The sequence below is a fragment of the Halomonas sp. YLGW01 genome, from assembly GCF_014840935.1.
Lineage (GTDB): Bacteria > Pseudomonadota > Gammaproteobacteria > Pseudomonadales > Halomonadaceae > Onishia.
The window spans coordinates 546,960-561,074 of sequence record NZ_CP062005.1; the positions used below are offsets into that span (position 1 = coordinate 546,960).

Sequence of the window (14,115 nt, forward strand, 5' to 3'; positions counted from 1 at the left end):
TTGGCGCACCGAGGCGGGTGACGCCGTTCCGAGCTGAGGATGCTGCGTCTTATCTTTCTCTCACACTAAAGTCTAAAGGCCTGGTCTGCTGAGCCGATACTGCCTAGTTCATGAATATTTTCTAATTTTTTGGGAGAGGCGTTATGACGTTAACCGCACCCGGCACGAGTAGGTGGGGGTTGCAGACCAAGATCTTGATGCTGGTGTTGGTGCCGCTGTTGTTGATCACCCTTGTCCTGGTAGGGGGGAATACCTACCAGAGCATTCAGTCTTCCCAAGAAAATCTGGCCCAGCAGCGCGAAAAACTGCTGCAAGCTCGACAGCAGGCGGTGAAGGACGTGGTGCTGGCCGCGAAGAGCGCGATCGCGCCCATCTATGAGCAGGCTGGCCCCAACGATGAGCAGGCCAAGGCTCGCGCGGCAGAGATGCTGCGCTCGATTCGCTTCGATGGCGATAACTACATCTTTGCCTATCGCAATGATGGGACTAGCCTCGTGCAGCCCAAGAACCGCACCTTGGAAGGACAGAACCTGATCGACCTTCAGGGACCCGATGGGCGCTATCTCGTTCGTGAGATGATCGAGAAGGCCGAGGGAGGCGGTGGGTTTAATAGCTTTCCCTGGCCGCACCCGACCACTCAGCAGGACGAGACCAAGTATGCCTACGCGGTGGCGCTGGAAAAATGGGACTGGATGTTGGGCGCCGGCGTCTATGCGGTGGATGCGGAAGAGGCCATGGCAGACGCCCGGGCGGTGGCTCGCGCCAACCTGCGGGCGTCGATCCTCACTTCCCTGCTGATGGCGCTGGCGCTGTTCCTCGCCGTCGCGGTGCTGACGAGCTGGCTGGTCAGGCGCACCCTGCAGCCGATCCGCTCCGCCGCCGAGGCGATGGGCGACATCGCCAGTGGCCGGGGCGACCTGACCCAGCGGCTGACCGTCGCGACCCATGACGAGGTGGGCCAGCTGGCCGAAGGCTTCAATCGGTTCGTCTCGCGGATGCAGGACACTCTGCGCGAGGTGCGCGCCAGCACCCGCCACGTCGGCCAGGCGGCCACCGAGATGGAGCAGGGCAGCCAAGAGCTGGCGACCCGCACCGAGCAGGCGGCGGCCAATCTGCAGCAGACCTCGGCCTCCATGGAGGAGATCACCTCCACCGTCGATCACAGCGCTCAGTCGGCTCAGCAGGCCAATCAGCTGGTGCAAGGCACCGCCGAGGTGGCCCGCAAGGGCGAGTCGGCGATGCAGCAGGTCGAGCGCACCATGGCCGACATCCATGAGTCGTCCAGCAAGGTCAGCGACATCGTCAGCATGATCGATTCCATCGCCTTCCAGACCAATATCCTGGCGCTGAATGCCTCGGTGGAGGCGGCCCGCGCCGGCGAGCATGGCCGCGGCTTCGCGGTGGTCGCCGAGGAGGTGCGCACCCTGGCCAGTCGCTCGAGCGACGCCTCCAAGGAGATTCGCGGCCTGATCGACACCTCCGCCGCCCACACCGAGTCCGGTGCCGAGCTGGTGCGCAACGCGGGCACCACCATGCAGGAGATCGCCGAGAGCGTGGCCAAGGTCACCGACGTGATCGGCGAGATTTCCGCTGGCGCCAGGGAGCAGAGCACCGGCATCGGCCAGGTCAACACCGCCGTCACCGAGATGGATACCATGACCCAGCAGAATGCCGCCATGGTGCAGCAGTCGACCACCACGGCCAGCCAGATGCGCGATCAGGCCGAACAGCTGCAGCGCCTGCTTGGGTCCTTCGTGCTGGGCGAGGATGACGCGGCGTCGTCCTATCGTAAGGAGGCGCCGGCGTTGCCCTCGGCGTCCGTGCGCCAAAGGTCGGCATCCACGGCGGCCGAGGAGCAGTGGCAGGCCTTCTGATCGCCAGCCCCGTCATTACCATGATGACGCGCCGACCTTGAAGGATAAGCGTGAACGCAACAAGCGAAGCCGGCTGATCATTCGATTAGCCGGCTTTGTCTTATGTAGCCAATAGACTGGCGCTGAGGCATGGCTATAAAAGGCGTCTCAACGGCGTTGATTTTAACTAGTTCTTTGGTCGTAACTATCTAAAGCCAATCAGCTTTCAGGACGATATGACACCTGACTGCGTGACGTGAAAAACAATACCGGGGAGGCCGCCATGCCGATAACATCAATCAGGCCAAGCATGTGGAGTCTGCAAACCAAGATACTGGTAATGGTGCTGGTGCCACTGTTGCTGATCACCCTTGCCCTGGTCGGGATGAGTACGTACGACAATATCCAGATGACCCGTCAGAATCTGGCGGAGCAGCGAGAAGAGCTGCTGGAAGGCCGACAGCAGTCGGTAAAGGATGTCCTGCTGGCCGCGAAGAGCGCTATCGCGCCGATCTATGACCAGGCTGGCCCCAACGATGAGCAGGCCAAGGCTCGCGCGGCGGAAATCCTGCGCTCGATCCGTTTCGAGGGCGACAACTATGTTTTCGTGTTTCGCAATGATGGCACCAACGTTGCCCATGCCAATCGTGATCTCGAGGGCAAGAACCTGATCGATCTGCAGGGGCCCGACGGTGATTACATCATCAGTTCACTGATCGAGGTGGCCAAGGCCGGCGGCGGTTTCTATGAGTACTCCTGGCCGCACCCCACGACCCAGCAGGATGAAATCAAGTACTCCTATGTCGAGCAGTTGGAGAAGTGGGACTGGATGCTGGGCACCGGCGTCTATGCGGTAGATATCGACGAGGCCATGGTGGATGCACGGGAAGTGGCAAACAATAACCTCAAGCACTCGATTATCATCTCTTTGCTGATCGCGCTGGCGTTGTTCCTCGCCGTCGCGGTACTGACGAGCTGGCTGGTCAAGCGCACCCTGCAGCCGATCCGTTCCGCCGCCGAGGCGATGGGCGATATCGCCAATGGCCGGGGCGACCTGACCCAGCGGCTGACCGTCGCGACCCACGACGAGGTGGGCCAGCTGGCCGAAGGCTTCAATCGGTTCGTCTCGCGGATGCAGGATACGCTACGCGAGGTGCGCGCCAGCACCCGCCACGTCGGCCAGGCGGCCACCGAGATGGAGCAGGGCAGCCAGGAACTGGCGACCCGTACCGAGCAGGCGGCGGCCAACCTGCAACAGACCTCGGCCTCCATGGAGGAGATCACCTCCACCGTCGATCACAGCGCTCAGTCGGCTCAGCAGGCCAATCAGCTGGTGCAGGGCACCGCCGAGGTGGCCCGCAAGGGCGAGTCGGCGATGCAGCAGGTCGAGCGCACCATGGCCGACATCCATGAGTCGTCGAGCAAGGTCAGCGACATCGTCAGCATGATCGATTCCATCGCCTTCCAGACCAACATCCTGGCGTTGAATGCCTCGGTGGAGGCGGCCCGCGCCGGCGAGCACGGCCGCGGCTTCGCGGTGGTCGCCGAGGAGGTGCGTACCCTGGCCAGTCGCTCGAGCGACGCCTCCAAGGAGATTCGCGGCCTGATCGACGCCTCCGCCGCCCACACCGAGTCCGGTGCCGAACTGGTGCGAAACGCGGGCACCACCATGCAGGAGATCGCCGAGAGCGTGGCCAAGGTCACCGACGTGATCGGCGAGATTTCCGCAGGCGCCAGGGAGCAGAGCACCGGCATCGGCCAGGTCAACACCGCCGTGACCGAGATGGACACTATGACCCAGCAGAACGCCGCCATGGTGCAGCAGTCGACCACCACGGCCAGCCAGATGCGCGATCAGGCCGAGCAGCTGCAGCGCCTGCTCGGGTCCTTCGTGCTGGGCGAGGATGACGCGGCGGCGTCGTATCGTAAGGAGGCGCCGGCGCTGCCCTCGGCGTCTGGTGCATCGTCGCGTTCCCCGGCGCCCGTGCGCCAAAAGTCGGCTTCCACGGCGGCCGAGGAGGAGTGGGACGCCTTCTGAGCGAGGGCTCGTCATTGGGGTGATGACGAGCCCTCGGATAGATGCCAGCGCCTGAAGAGGCAGGCACCGCCGGGGATGGCGACCTCCCCGGCGGTGTCGTTTCCAGCCCAAGATTCTTTCCCGTGTCAGTGGGGGAAGACACTGATGGTACTGTGGCGATATGCCGCGATCAGCGTTGATATTGCATCACCTTTTTGTCGGATTGTGGTGGTGCCTTCGTATACCCTAGGGGCTCTTGTGGGAAATGGCTGGGAGCGAGGCGGATGGTGAAAGGCGGCGTCATCAAGTCAGTAGAGTGGAGGAGCGGCTGTCGTGCACTCGCGGCGAGCCGTCATCTCCTGCGAGGTGGCGTGATAGTTCTCCTGATGCTGCTGGCGGCCGGTGTTGTGCGTGCCACGGGCGGCACGGCCTATGCCTATCCCTACCTGATGCTGGCGCCGGTGCTGGTCGGTGCCTACTGGTATGCCTTGGCCGGTGGGCTCGGCGTGGCCCTGGCTGCCGGCCTGCTGATGGCCTTGATGCCGCAGGATGCGGCGCTGGGCATCGAGCAGAGCCTGGCCAATGTGATGATTCGCTTGGCGCTCTACCTGCTGCTGGGGGGCGTGTCCGGCTGGCTGTTCCTGCTGCGTCGTCGCTCCGCGGCTCAGCACCGGATCATCGCGCGCACCGATCCCCTGTCGGGGTTGGCCAATCAGGTGGCCCTCAACGAGGATCTGCGTCGCCGGCTGCCCCCCGCCGGCCATCAGGGGCGCCACACCGGCCTGATGCTGGTACGGCTCACCGACCTCACCGATGTCATCGATGCCTTGGGCCTGGATGCCGCCAACGAGCTGGTGCTGATGCTCGGTGAGCGGCTCGAGCGGGTGGTGCGCGGGGCGCCGACCGCCTATCGTATCCACCACGACGAGTTGGCGCTGATTCTCGAGGATGTCACGCCGGAGGATCTGGCGCGGGTGGCCGAGCGCCTGATGGCGGCCGGCGAGGAGAGCCTGCCCATTCACCAGGTGCCGGTGCGCGTCCAGCTGGCGATGGGCAGCAGTATCGCCCAGAGGGCTCAGGCTCAAGCAAGCGAGCTGTTACGCGAGGCCCGTATCGCCCTGTTCACCGCTCTTCGACAACGCCAGGGCTACCGGCACTTTGCCGAGCACCTGGAACGCCATTCCCGAGAGAGCCTGCAACTGATCGCGCGGGTACGCAGTGCCCTGGACAGGCGAGAGTTCAGGCTGCATTACCAGCCCAAGATTCGCCTCGCCGATGGCCGGGTCTGTGGCGGCGAGGGGCTGATTCGCTGGCAGGCCGCCGATGGCCAGCTGATTTCCCCCGGCCAGTTCATGCCCAAGGTCGAGAGCACCTCGCTGATCTATCCGGTCACCCATTTCGTCGCTCGGGAAGCCGGCGCCTTCGTGCAGACTTGTGCCGGCGAGGGCGTAATCAGCATCAACCTGTCGGTCTACAACCTCTATGACGAGGAATTCATCACCCTGCTGCGCGAGCTGGTCGCGCAAGACGGCGTGGCGGCCGAGCGGCTGGAGGTGGAAATCACCGAGACCGCGCTGATCGGGGATCTGGAGGCGGCGCGTCAGGCCATCCAACGCATCCGTGACCTTGGCATCGGCGTCAGCATCGATGATTTCGGCACGGGCTACGCGTCCTTCGAATACCTTCAGCACCTTCCGCTCACCGGCCTCAAGATCGATCGCAGCTTCGTCGCCCACCTGGAGGAGACGCCGACCACCCGCAAGCTGATGGCCTGCATGATCGACATGGGACATGCGCTGGATCTGGTGGTGACAGCCGAGGGGGTGGAGACGCAAGGGCAGGCGGATATTCTGCGCGAGCTGGGCTGCGATCAGGCGCAGGGCTTCTTCTATGCCCGGCCCCTGCCGGCCGCGGACTATCACGCCTGGTGCTTGGCCAACGACGCGAGTTGAGTCGGTAGGTCAGCCTGCGCCTGGCCCGCACCTGAGTCAGGCAGCGTCGCTTGCGCGCCCCCTTTCCCCCGAGGCCTCGGATACCGCCGCATCAGCCGTTCAGCGCCTCGCGCAGGAAGTCCCGAAACACCCGCACCCGCGCCGGCGCCTCGAGCCCGGCGAGGGTGATGGCGTACAGCCGTCCCTCGGCCAGATGGTGCTCGGGCAGCACCCGGGCGAGCCGGCCTGCCTCCAGCAGCGGCCTGGCGATCCGGTCAGGCAGTACGCCGATCCCGCCGCCGGCCGCCAGCAGGCGGGCCAGGCTCGAGTAGTCGGTGGTGCGTAGGCCGGGCTGGGCATGGATCTCGCTGCGCCGGCCGCGGCGATCGGTCAACACCAGCGGCGCCGCGCCCTCGAGGGCACGACAGATCGCCAGCGCATGCTCGGGCAGCGCCTCCGGTGCCCCGGGGTGGCCGTGGCTCGCGAGGTAGTCCGGCGCGGCATAGAGGCACATCTGAAAGTCGGCGAGGCGCGAGGCGCGATAATTCATGTCGGGCAGATCATCGGCGCTGGCCCGCAGCGCCAGATCGATGCGGTTGGCGGCCAGGTCCAGCTTGGTGTCGGTGGGCAGCAGCTCGATGCGGATCTGCGGATGGCGCCGCTGAAAGGCCACCACCAGCGGCGGCAGCAGGTCGATGCCCATGTCCACCGGCGCGGTGACCCGCAGCAGTCCCTGGGGCACCGAGCGGGAGAGGCGAGCGCCCTCGGTGGCGTCGGCCAGCAACGCCAGGGCATCCCGCGCCTTGGCCTGGAACAACATGCCTTCCTCGGTGGCGCTGACCGCCCGAGGAGTCCGTGCCAGCAGCGCCGCACCGAGCCGACCTTCCAGTCGCGAGATGCGCCGGCTGACCCCGCCCTTGGTTTCGCCAAGCTCTCGCGCCGCCGCCGAGATCGAACCCAGCTCCACCACCGTGCAGAAGGCACGAATATCCTCCAGGGCGCCACCCAGCTGGGGGGTGCCTGAGGTTTCTGATTCATCAACCATGTGTTGCCATCCTGCGCACTCCCGAAAAATCGGAAACCTCAATATGCTGTCTTCCATCGACAGGGCGCAAGCGCCCGATGCTTTCAGCCAACGTTGTTATCAACCGACATAGCGACCAACTGACATCGCGATCAACCGACGTTGCCCCCCACCAACGATGCGAGGACAGACTCATGAACCATAACACCCACACCACCGCTGACACTGCCACCTCCGGCCCGGCGATCTTTTCGCGCCTCTCGGGGCTGTCGTATCCGCTGATCCGCGTGACCGCCGGGCTGCTGCTGATGCCTCATGGCGCCCAGAAGCTGTTCGGCTGGTTCGGCGGCTATGGCCTGGAGGCCACGGGGCAGTTCTTCGCCGAGAGCCTCGGCATGACGCCTGGGGTGCTGTTTGCCCTGCTGGCCGGCCTGGTCGAATTCTTCGGCGGCCTGGCGCTGGTGCTTGGCCTGCTGACGCGTCCGGCGGCGCTGGGCGTGATGGTGCTGATGGGCGTGGCACTTAGCGTACATATTCCCAACGGCTTCTTCTGGACCAGCGGCGGCATCGAGTACCCGCTGATGTGGGGCCTGGTCGCCCTAGGGATCCTGCTGCGCGGCGGCGGCCGCTTGTCGCTGGATGCCAAGCTAGGCCTCAGGATCTGATGGCGGCCCGGCGCTTCCAATCCCGCTGTTGAGGTATGTTGGTCCCCGGAGCCGGCGTTATTAGAGGCCGGCTTCGGCGACGAATCTCGCCCCCTTGGCCAGGAGACGCGACCATGGCTCCTTCGTCTTTCTCTTCTTCCCGCGCTCTTTCTCGCTCTCTCACTCGGCCTTTGCCCACGGTGTTTCTGCCCCACGGCGCCGGTCCCTGCTTCTTCATGGATTGGCAGCCAGCCGGCCTCTGGGACGCCATGGCCGGCTGGCTGAGTGGGCTCAGCGAGGCGCTGAAGGTAAAGCCTCGGGCGCTGCTGGTGATCTCCGCCCACTGGCAGGCCGAGATGTTCACCGTCAACGCTCAGGCGACACCGCCGCTCTATTACGACTACTACGGCTTTCCCGAGCACACCTACCGGCTGCGCTGGCCGGTGTCGGGCGCCCCTGCGCTGGCTGCCGAGGTGCGGGAGCGGCTGGCCGGGGCGGGAATGCCGAGCGGCGAGGAGCATCGGCGCGGGCTCGACCATGGGGTATTCATCCCGCTCAAGCTGGTCTTCCCCGAGGCCGAAGTGCCGGTGGTTCAGCTGTCGCTGAAGGCGGGGCTAGACCCCGCCGAGCACCTGGCGTTGGGGCGCGCCCTGGCGCCGTTGCGCGAGCAGGGCGTGCTGATCATCGGCAGCGGCATGAGCTATCACAACATGGCTCGGCTCAAGCGCGGCGATGCGGCGGTCGACCCGGATTCCCGGGCCTTCGATGCCTGGCTATCCGAGACCGTGGCGCTGCCGCGAGAGGCCCGCGAGGAGCGCCTGCGCCAGTGGGAGGCCGCACCGGGTGCCCGGGTATCCCACCCGGAAGAGGAACATCTGCTGCCCCTGTTCGTGGCCGCCGGTTCCGGCGGAGACAGCCCGGGAGTGAAGGTCTTCGAGGACGAGGTAATGGGCAGCGTGCAGTCGGCCTTCGTGTTCGGCAGGGCCTGAGGCGCGTCGTCGGGCGCCCCGGAGAGGCAAAGGTCGGCTTGGCCGGGGCACGGTCGAGGCCTAAGATAGCGCCTTTCCACCGTCTCCCCGGCGGCCTCTGCGTCGCCGGGGAGTCGTTTGCCTGAAGCACATGGCCTGCCAGGGAGGGCAGGCGGCGACGGAGCCGCGCCGGGTGGGCCAGCCCTGAGACCGCCCCTATGAGAACAAGGAGAAGAAGATGCCGATGACCCTGTGGCTGTCGCTGGCGGCCGTCTGTGCCATGGGCGCCATGTCGCCCGGACCGAGCCTCGCCCTGGTGCTGCGCCACACCCTGGGCGGCGGCCGGTTGCCCGGCGTGGCGGCGGCCCTGGCCCATGCCTTGGGCGTCGGGCTCTATGCGCTGCTGACCGTCTGGGGGCTGGGCGCCGTGATCGCCAGGCATCCGATGCTGTTTCAGGTCATCACCTGGGGCGGGGCCGCCTACCTGGCCTGGCTCGGGGTGCAGGCGCTACGGGCCGGCCGGGCGTCTGCCCTCAAGGCCGAGGGCGTGGCCACCAGCCGTGCCCAGGCCGCCAGGGACGGCGTGCTGGTGGCGCTGGGCAATCCCAAGCTGATTCTGTTCTTCGTCGCCTTGCTCAGTCAGTTCGTCAGCCCGGAGATGAGCGTGGCGGCCAAGGCCGTGATCGTCGCCACCGCCATGGTCATCGACGGCGGCTGGTACGTGCTGGTGGCGGTGGCATTCTCTCACTCCGCCGTGCTGCCCTGGCTGCAGGCCCGCGCCCACTGGCTCAACCGTATTACCGGCGTGATCCTGCTGGGTCTGGCGCTCCGCGTGGTACTCGGCTAGTCCGGCCTCGATACGACATTGTTCATGTAGAAATGTCAGTTAAAGGCTAAGCTGTTTTCAGGCTTCACGACTACATGACTAAGTGAGGGTACTGATGCCAATGGATGAGGCGCCACTGGCCGTGGTGGTCGACACAGATCTCGACGTGGTGGTCGCCCTGTCGCTGCATCTGCGTACCTTGGGGCTCGAGACGCACCACCTCGAGCAGCCCTGTGAACTTCTGGCCTGCCTCTCCCGCCTGCGCCCGCGGCTGGTGATCCTCGACCTGGAGATCGACGGGGAGGAGGGCATCGATATCCTGCGCCACCTGGCCGAGGCCGGGTATCGTGGTGCGGTGATGCTGCTCAGCGGGGTGAACCCCAAGGTGATGCGGATCGCCGAGCGGATGGGGCGGACCCTTGGGCTGCTGATGCTCGATTCGCTCAGCAAGCCCTATCGCCTCGACGGGCTGCGCGACAGTCTGGAGGGGCTGCAGATGCCGCCGCATGATGTCATGAGCCGTCAGGGGGACCAGGGATGGGAGCGGGAAGAGATCAAGCGCGCCCTGGCCGATGAGGAGTTCCAGGTCCATTATCAGCCGCAGTTCGATCTCGGCTCTCAGGACGTCAGCGGCGTCGAGGTGCTGGTGCGCTGGCAGCATCCGCGGCTTGGGCTGCTCTGGCCCAGTCGCTTTCTGCACCTGATGACCCTCGAGCAGTCGCGCCTGATGACGCGCCAGATCGTCACCCAGGTCGCCCTTGACGCCCGTCGCTGGCAGGCGGCCGGCCACCAGCTGTCGGTCTCGATCAATGTCTCCCCCAACGAGCTGATCCATGGCGAGCTGGTGCCGCTGATGGACGAGCTGCAGCGCTCGCTGGGTCGCCGTCTGCCGCTGGTGCTGGAGATCACCGAGAGTGATGCCATGCAGGACGAGCTGCTCGGCAGCGAGATCGCCGCTCGGCTGCATCTGCTCGGCATGGAGCTGTCGGTGGATGATTTCGGCATCGGCTTCTCGTCCCTGGCACGCCTTCAGCTGCTGCCGATCAGCGAGGTCAAGATCGATCGCGGCTTCGTGCGCCACCTCGACGACAATCCTCAGGATGCGGCGATCGTCGAGGCGGTGGCGCTGCTCGGCCAGCGCCTCGGCATTCGCGTCGTGGCCGAGGGCGTCGAGTCCCTCGAGAGCCTGATACGGCTGTCGCGCTTCGGCTGCACCCATGCTCAGGGCTTCGCGCTGGCCAAGCCGATGCCGGTTGACCGCCTGATCGACTTGCTGGCCAGTCTGGGCAGCCATCAGGCGCCGTCGGTGCAGCGTGACAGGAGGCCGGCCTTGGGCCGCCACGACCGGCCGCGCCTCGTGTCGACCTACCAGTAATCCCTCCGGGGCGGGCCTAAGTCCGATAAATAGGTCCGATGATTAGGTTCGATGATTAGGTTCGATGATTAGGTTCGATGATTAGGTTCGATGATGAGGCTCGATGATGAAGGTCATCGGCGGCCTCGCTGCCTGCCATGGCATCCTGCACCCAGGCCTCGATCTCCCTCTTGCCTGCTCGGTGAAATGCCAGGGTCACCGGATCAGGGCGTGATGCGCGCGAGAATGGCGGCCAGCGGCGCATCCGCCGGCAGCACCCCATAGGCGGGGCTGGGCGAGGGGCCGAGCCGGCTTCGGCAGAAGGTCCCGGCCACCGCCTCGGGGGCGTGGCGTAGCAGTAGGGCCGCCTGCAGAAGCTGCGCCATGCGCTGAGCCAGCCAGCGTGCACGCAGGGCCAGGGTCTCGTCGGGCAGGGTCAGCGCCTGGTCGAGCTCGGCCAGGGCGCGGTCGAAGTCGGCCTGGGCCCTGCGTGCCGCCTCGAGCTCGCGTCTCAGTGCCTCGATGCTCTCCGGGTGGCGAGCCATCACCCGCAGCACGTCCAGGCAGATGACGTTGCCCGAGCCCTCCCAGATCGAGTTCACCGGCGCTTCCCGGTAGAGCCTCGCCAACGGCGTTTCCTCCACGTAGCCGATGCCGCCCAGACACTCCATGGCCTCGGCCATGAAGCCCGGGCCGCGCTTGTTGTGCCAGTACTTGGCAAGCGTCGGCAGCAGGCGCGCCAGGCCGCGCTCGTGCTCGTCGCCGCCGTCGACGGCTTTATCGAAGGCTTGGGCGGCTCGCAGGCCAAGCGCCACCCCGGCCTCGACCTCCAGGGCCAGGTCGGCGATCACCATGCGCATCAGTGGCTGGTCGGAAAGCGGTCGGCCGAAAGTGTGGCGATGGCGGGCATGGCGCCAGGCCTCCCGCAGGGCCTGGCGCATCATGCCCACCGGGGCCATCGCGGCATCGAGCCGGGTCTGCTGGACCATCTCGAGGATGGTGGCGATACCACGGCCCGGTGCGCCGATCGGGTGAGCCCAGGCGCGACGATACTCGATCTCGGCGGAGGCGTTGGCGCGGTTGCCACACTTGTCCTTCAGGCGCTGAATCTCGATGGGGTTGCGGCTGCCGTCGGGCAGGAAGCGTGGCACCAGGAAGCAGCCCAGGCCTTCCGGTGTCTGGGCCAGGGTCAGGAAGGCATCCGACATCGGTGCGCTGCAGAACCACTTGTGGCCGGTCAGCCAGGCGCCATCGGCATCGGGCTCGGCGCAGGTGGTGTTAGTGCGCACGTCGCTGCCGCCCTGCTTCTCGGTCATCGCCATGCCGATGGTCACCGCCGCCTTGTCATCACTCGGCCGGGCGCGGGGGTCGTAGTCCCAGGCCAGCAGCCGCGTGCCCCAGTGGGCCATCAGCGCGTCGTCCTGGCGCAGTACCGGCAGAGCGGCGTGGGTCATGGTCAGCGGGCAGCAGACGCCGGTTTCGGCCTGCGTCAGCAGGTAGAGCGCGGCGACATGGGCCTGATGGCCGCCGCGGCCGTCCTCCTGCCAGGCCACCGCGTGCCAGCCGTGGTCGAAGGCTTCGTGCATCAGCGCATGATAGGCAGGGTGATACTCGACCTCGTCCAGGCGCCGCCCGTGGCGATCGAAGAGCCTAAGGCGCGGCGGGTGTCGGTTGGAGGCTTCGCCCAGCGCCTGCAGCCGCTGGCTGCCGACGGCTCGCCCGAGGGGAGCGAGGCGCCGGGCCACCCAGGCGGGGGCCTCCCGGTCGAGCGCCTCGCGCAGCGGCGTATCGTCGATAAGCCAGTCCTCGTCGCCCGGCAGTGGCGGCTGGTTGATCACCTCATGGGTGGCGAGGCTGGCGCGGGGCGCGGTATCGGCCATGGCGAGGCTCCGGGCGGCGTCTCGAGGGGGCCCTTGGGCCGGCGTCCTCTGAGCATGGTCAGCGCCCGATGATCGGTCAAACGCCACGAAGCTGGCCCTGTGGCGGGTGACTGGTTAGTCTAAAAGTCTGATCCGACAGGGAGAGCCCGATGACCGCCGACGAATCCACGCTGCCGCCCCCGGTGATCGCCGATGAGCATATTCAGCTGGTCGATGCCCGCAATCGCCCCTGCGGCAGCGCGCCCCGGGCGCTGATGCGTCGCTTCCACTTCTGGCATCGGGCGACCTATATCGTGGTCCGTAATGCCCGGAGGGAGATCTGTGTGCAGCGTCGGACCCTGACCAAGGAGGTCTTCCCAGGTGGTGACGACCTGGCTGCCGGCGGGGTGGTCGGCGCCGGCGAGGCGGTGCACCTGGCCGCCCGCCGCGAACTCGCCGAGGAGCTCGGCATTCACGGCCAGCCGCTGCGCGCCTGTGGCGATTTCCGCTATGCGGAAGACGGTAACCACATCTATGGCAGCGTCTACCTGGTCGATTATGAGGGGCCGCTGTGTCTGCAGGCCGAGGAGGTCGCCTCGGTGCGCTGGATGCCGCTCACGGAGGCCCTGGCTCTCGACACCGCCACCCCGGATACCCGCTGTGCCCTGCGCCTGTTGCATGCCGGGGGCTGGCTCGAGGAGGTGGCATGAACCGGCCCCAGGCGCGTCATGCCAGCCTCGAGGACGTCATCTCGGCGCTGTCGCGGGTGGTGCGCGGCAAGCCCGGCGAGGTGCGCCTCGCGCTCTGTTGCTTGCTCTGCCGGGGGCACCTGCTGATCGAGGACCTGCCGGGGCTCGGCAAGACCACCCTGGCCCAGGCGCTGGCGCGCGTCACCGGCCTCGACATGCAGCGGCTGCAGTTCACCAGCGACCTGCTGCCCGCCGATGTGCTGGGGGTCTCGGTATTCGATCCGGGGCAGGGACGCTTCCATTTTCATCCGGGCCCGATCTTCCATGGCCTGGTGCTGGCCGACGAGGTCAATCGCGCCACCCCCAAGACGCAGAGTGCCCTGCTCGAGGCCATGGAGGAGGGGCAGGTGACCGTCGAGGGCGAGACTCGCCCGCTGCCGGATCCCTTCTTCGTGATCGCCACCCAGAATCCCCAGGATCAGGCCGGCACCTTTGCGCTGCCCGAGTCCCAGCTCGACCGCTTCCTGATGCGCCTGTCGCTGGGCTATCCCGATCGCCAGGCCGAACGCGAGATCCTGCGCGGCGAGGCCGGGCGCCTGCGCCTCGACGAGCTGCCGGTGCTGCTCGATGCCGCCACCCTGCGCGACCTGCAGGCACGGCTCGCCGGGCTGCATGTCGCCGAGCCGCTGCTCGACTACGTGCAGGCCCTGGCCGCGGCCAGCCGCAGCCATCGCGACCTGCCCTGGGGGCTCTCCACCCGCGGCGTGCTGGCGCTCCTGCAGGCCGCTCGAGGCTGGGCGCTGCTCGCCGGCCGCGATCATGTCCTGCCCGAGGATGTCCAGGCGGTATGGACGCCGGTGGTGGCGCACAGGCTGAGCGACGGCGACCGCCATGTCGGCGAGAAGGCGGCCCGGGAGCTGCTGGCCGCCGTGCCGGTGCTGGGCTAGCCG

11 protein-coding genes are annotated in these 14,115 nt (G+C 66.8%); 9 read left to right on the plus strand and 2 right to left on the minus strand.

The window, feature by feature from the left end; translation table 11 throughout:
- Nucleotides 1-179: 179 nt before the first annotated feature.
- From IEJ03_RS02610 to IEJ03_RS02620, 3 genes are all read left to right on the plus strand, one after another.
- A complete protein-coding gene (locus IEJ03_RS02610; protein WP_347400989.1) occupies nucleotides 180-1,874 on the plus strand; it encodes a methyl-accepting chemotaxis protein in 1,695 nt (564 codons plus the stop codon).
- Between the two features lie 289 nt (nucleotides 1,875-2,163).
- Nucleotides 2,164-3,891 (plus strand): methyl-accepting chemotaxis protein, encoded by a 1,728-nt coding sequence (locus tag IEJ03_RS02615; RefSeq protein ID WP_242458025.1) that lies wholly within the window; start codon nucleotides 2,164-2,166, stop codon nucleotides 3,889-3,891.
- 350 nt (nucleotides 3,892-4,241) lie between these two features.
- Nucleotides 4,242-5,822, plus strand: a complete 1,581-nt coding sequence (locus IEJ03_RS02620; RefSeq protein ID WP_192036176.1) for a phosphodiesterase — start codon at nucleotides 4,242-4,244, stop codon at nucleotides 5,820-5,822.
- A gap of 91 nt (nucleotides 5,823-5,913) precedes the next feature.
- Here the strand turns inward: IEJ03_RS02620 and IEJ03_RS02625 are convergent, their stop codons facing one another.
- Nucleotides 5,914-6,846, minus strand: a complete 933-nt coding sequence (locus IEJ03_RS02625) for a LysR family transcriptional regulator (RefSeq protein ID WP_192036177.1) — start codon at nucleotides 6,844-6,846, stop codon at nucleotides 5,914-5,916.
- Between the two features lie 173 nt (nucleotides 6,847-7,019).
- Here IEJ03_RS02625 and IEJ03_RS02630 point away from each other — a divergent pair, with 173 nt between their 5' ends.
- The 4 genes from IEJ03_RS02630 to IEJ03_RS02645 all read left to right on the plus strand — a co-directional run bounded on the left by IEJ03_RS02630 (nucleotide 7,020) and on the right by IEJ03_RS02645 (nucleotide 10,638).
- Nucleotides 7,020-7,490 carry a DoxX family protein gene (locus IEJ03_RS02630; protein ID WP_192036178.1) on the plus strand — a complete coding sequence of 157 codons (471 nt, stop codon included), beginning with the start codon at nucleotides 7,020-7,022 and terminating at the stop codon, nucleotides 7,488-7,490.
- Nucleotides 7,491-7,603: 113 nt separating this feature from the next.
- Entirely contained in the window at nucleotides 7,604-8,458 is an 855-nt protein-coding gene (locus IEJ03_RS02635; protein ID WP_192036179.1) for a class III extradiol ring-cleavage dioxygenase, read from the plus strand.
- A 217-nt stretch (nucleotides 8,459-8,675) separates the two neighbouring features.
- Nucleotides 8,676-9,284 carry a LysE family transporter gene (locus IEJ03_RS02640; protein WP_192036180.1) on the plus strand — a complete coding sequence of 203 codons (609 nt, stop codon included), beginning with the start codon at nucleotides 8,676-8,678 and terminating at the stop codon, nucleotides 9,282-9,284.
- 94 nt (nucleotides 9,285-9,378) lie between these two features.
- On the plus strand, nucleotides 9,379-10,638 hold the full coding sequence (locus IEJ03_RS02645) for an EAL domain-containing response regulator (RefSeq protein WP_192036181.1): 1,260 nt from the start codon (nucleotides 9,379-9,381) through the stop codon (nucleotides 10,636-10,638).
- 203 nt (nucleotides 10,639-10,841) lie between these two features.
- Here the strand turns inward: IEJ03_RS02645 and IEJ03_RS02650 are convergent, their stop codons facing one another.
- The gene (locus tag IEJ03_RS02650) at nucleotides 10,842-12,497 is read right to left on the minus strand and encodes an acyl-CoA dehydrogenase family protein (RefSeq protein ID WP_192036182.1); all 1,656 of its coding nucleotides are present in this window, start codon (nucleotides 12,495-12,497) and stop codon (nucleotides 10,842-10,844) included.
- 149 nt (nucleotides 12,498-12,646) lie between these two features.
- Between IEJ03_RS02650 and IEJ03_RS02655 the strand changes: the two genes are divergently transcribed.
- Both IEJ03_RS02655 and IEJ03_RS02660 read left to right on the plus strand, forming a co-directional pair.
- Nucleotides 12,647-13,186: an NUDIX domain-containing protein gene (locus tag IEJ03_RS02655; protein WP_192036183.1), complete on the plus strand. Its 540-nt coding sequence runs from the start codon at nucleotides 12,647-12,649 to the stop codon at nucleotides 13,184-13,186.
- The gene (locus IEJ03_RS02660; RefSeq protein WP_192036184.1) at nucleotides 13,183-14,112 is read left to right on the plus strand and encodes a MoxR family ATPase; all 930 of its coding nucleotides are present in this window, start codon (nucleotides 13,183-13,185) and stop codon (nucleotides 14,110-14,112) included. Before IEJ03_RS02655 ends, IEJ03_RS02660 begins: the two co-directional genes overlap by 4 nt.
- The last annotated feature ends 3 nt before the right edge of the window (nucleotides 14,113-14,115 follow it).

Coding starts and splice junctions, on each gene's coding strand:
- IEJ03_RS02615 (WP_242458025.1), top strand. CDS start 2,164: ATGTGGAGTCTGCAAACCAAGATACTGGTAATGGTGCTGGTGCCACTG.
- IEJ03_RS02630 (WP_192036178.1), top strand. CDS start 7,020: ATGAACCATAACACCCACACCACCGCTGACACTGCCACCTCCGGCCCG.
- IEJ03_RS02645 (WP_192036181.1), top strand. CDS start 9,379: ATGCCAATGGATGAGGCGCCACTGGCCGTGGTGGTCGACACAGATCTC.
- IEJ03_RS02635 (WP_192036179.1), top strand. CDS start 7,604: ATGGCTCCTTCGTCTTTCTCTTCTTCCCGCGCTCTTTCTCGCTCTCTC.
- IEJ03_RS02655 (WP_192036183.1), top strand. CDS start 12,647: ATGACCGCCGACGAATCCACGCTGCCGCCCCCGGTGATCGCCGATGAG.
- IEJ03_RS02640 (WP_192036180.1), top strand. CDS start 8,676: ATGCCGATGACCCTGTGGCTGTCGCTGGCGGCCGTCTGTGCCATGGGC.
- IEJ03_RS02650 (WP_192036182.1), bottom strand. CDS start 12,497: ATGGCCGATACCGCGCCCCGCGCCAGCCTCGCCACCCATGAGGTGATC.
- IEJ03_RS02625 (WP_192036177.1), bottom strand. CDS start 6,846: ATGGTTGATGAATCAGAAACCTCAGGCACCCCCCAGCTGGGTGGCGCC.
- IEJ03_RS02660 (WP_192036184.1), top strand. CDS start 13,183: ATGAACCGGCCCCAGGCGCGTCATGCCAGCCTCGAGGACGTCATCTCG.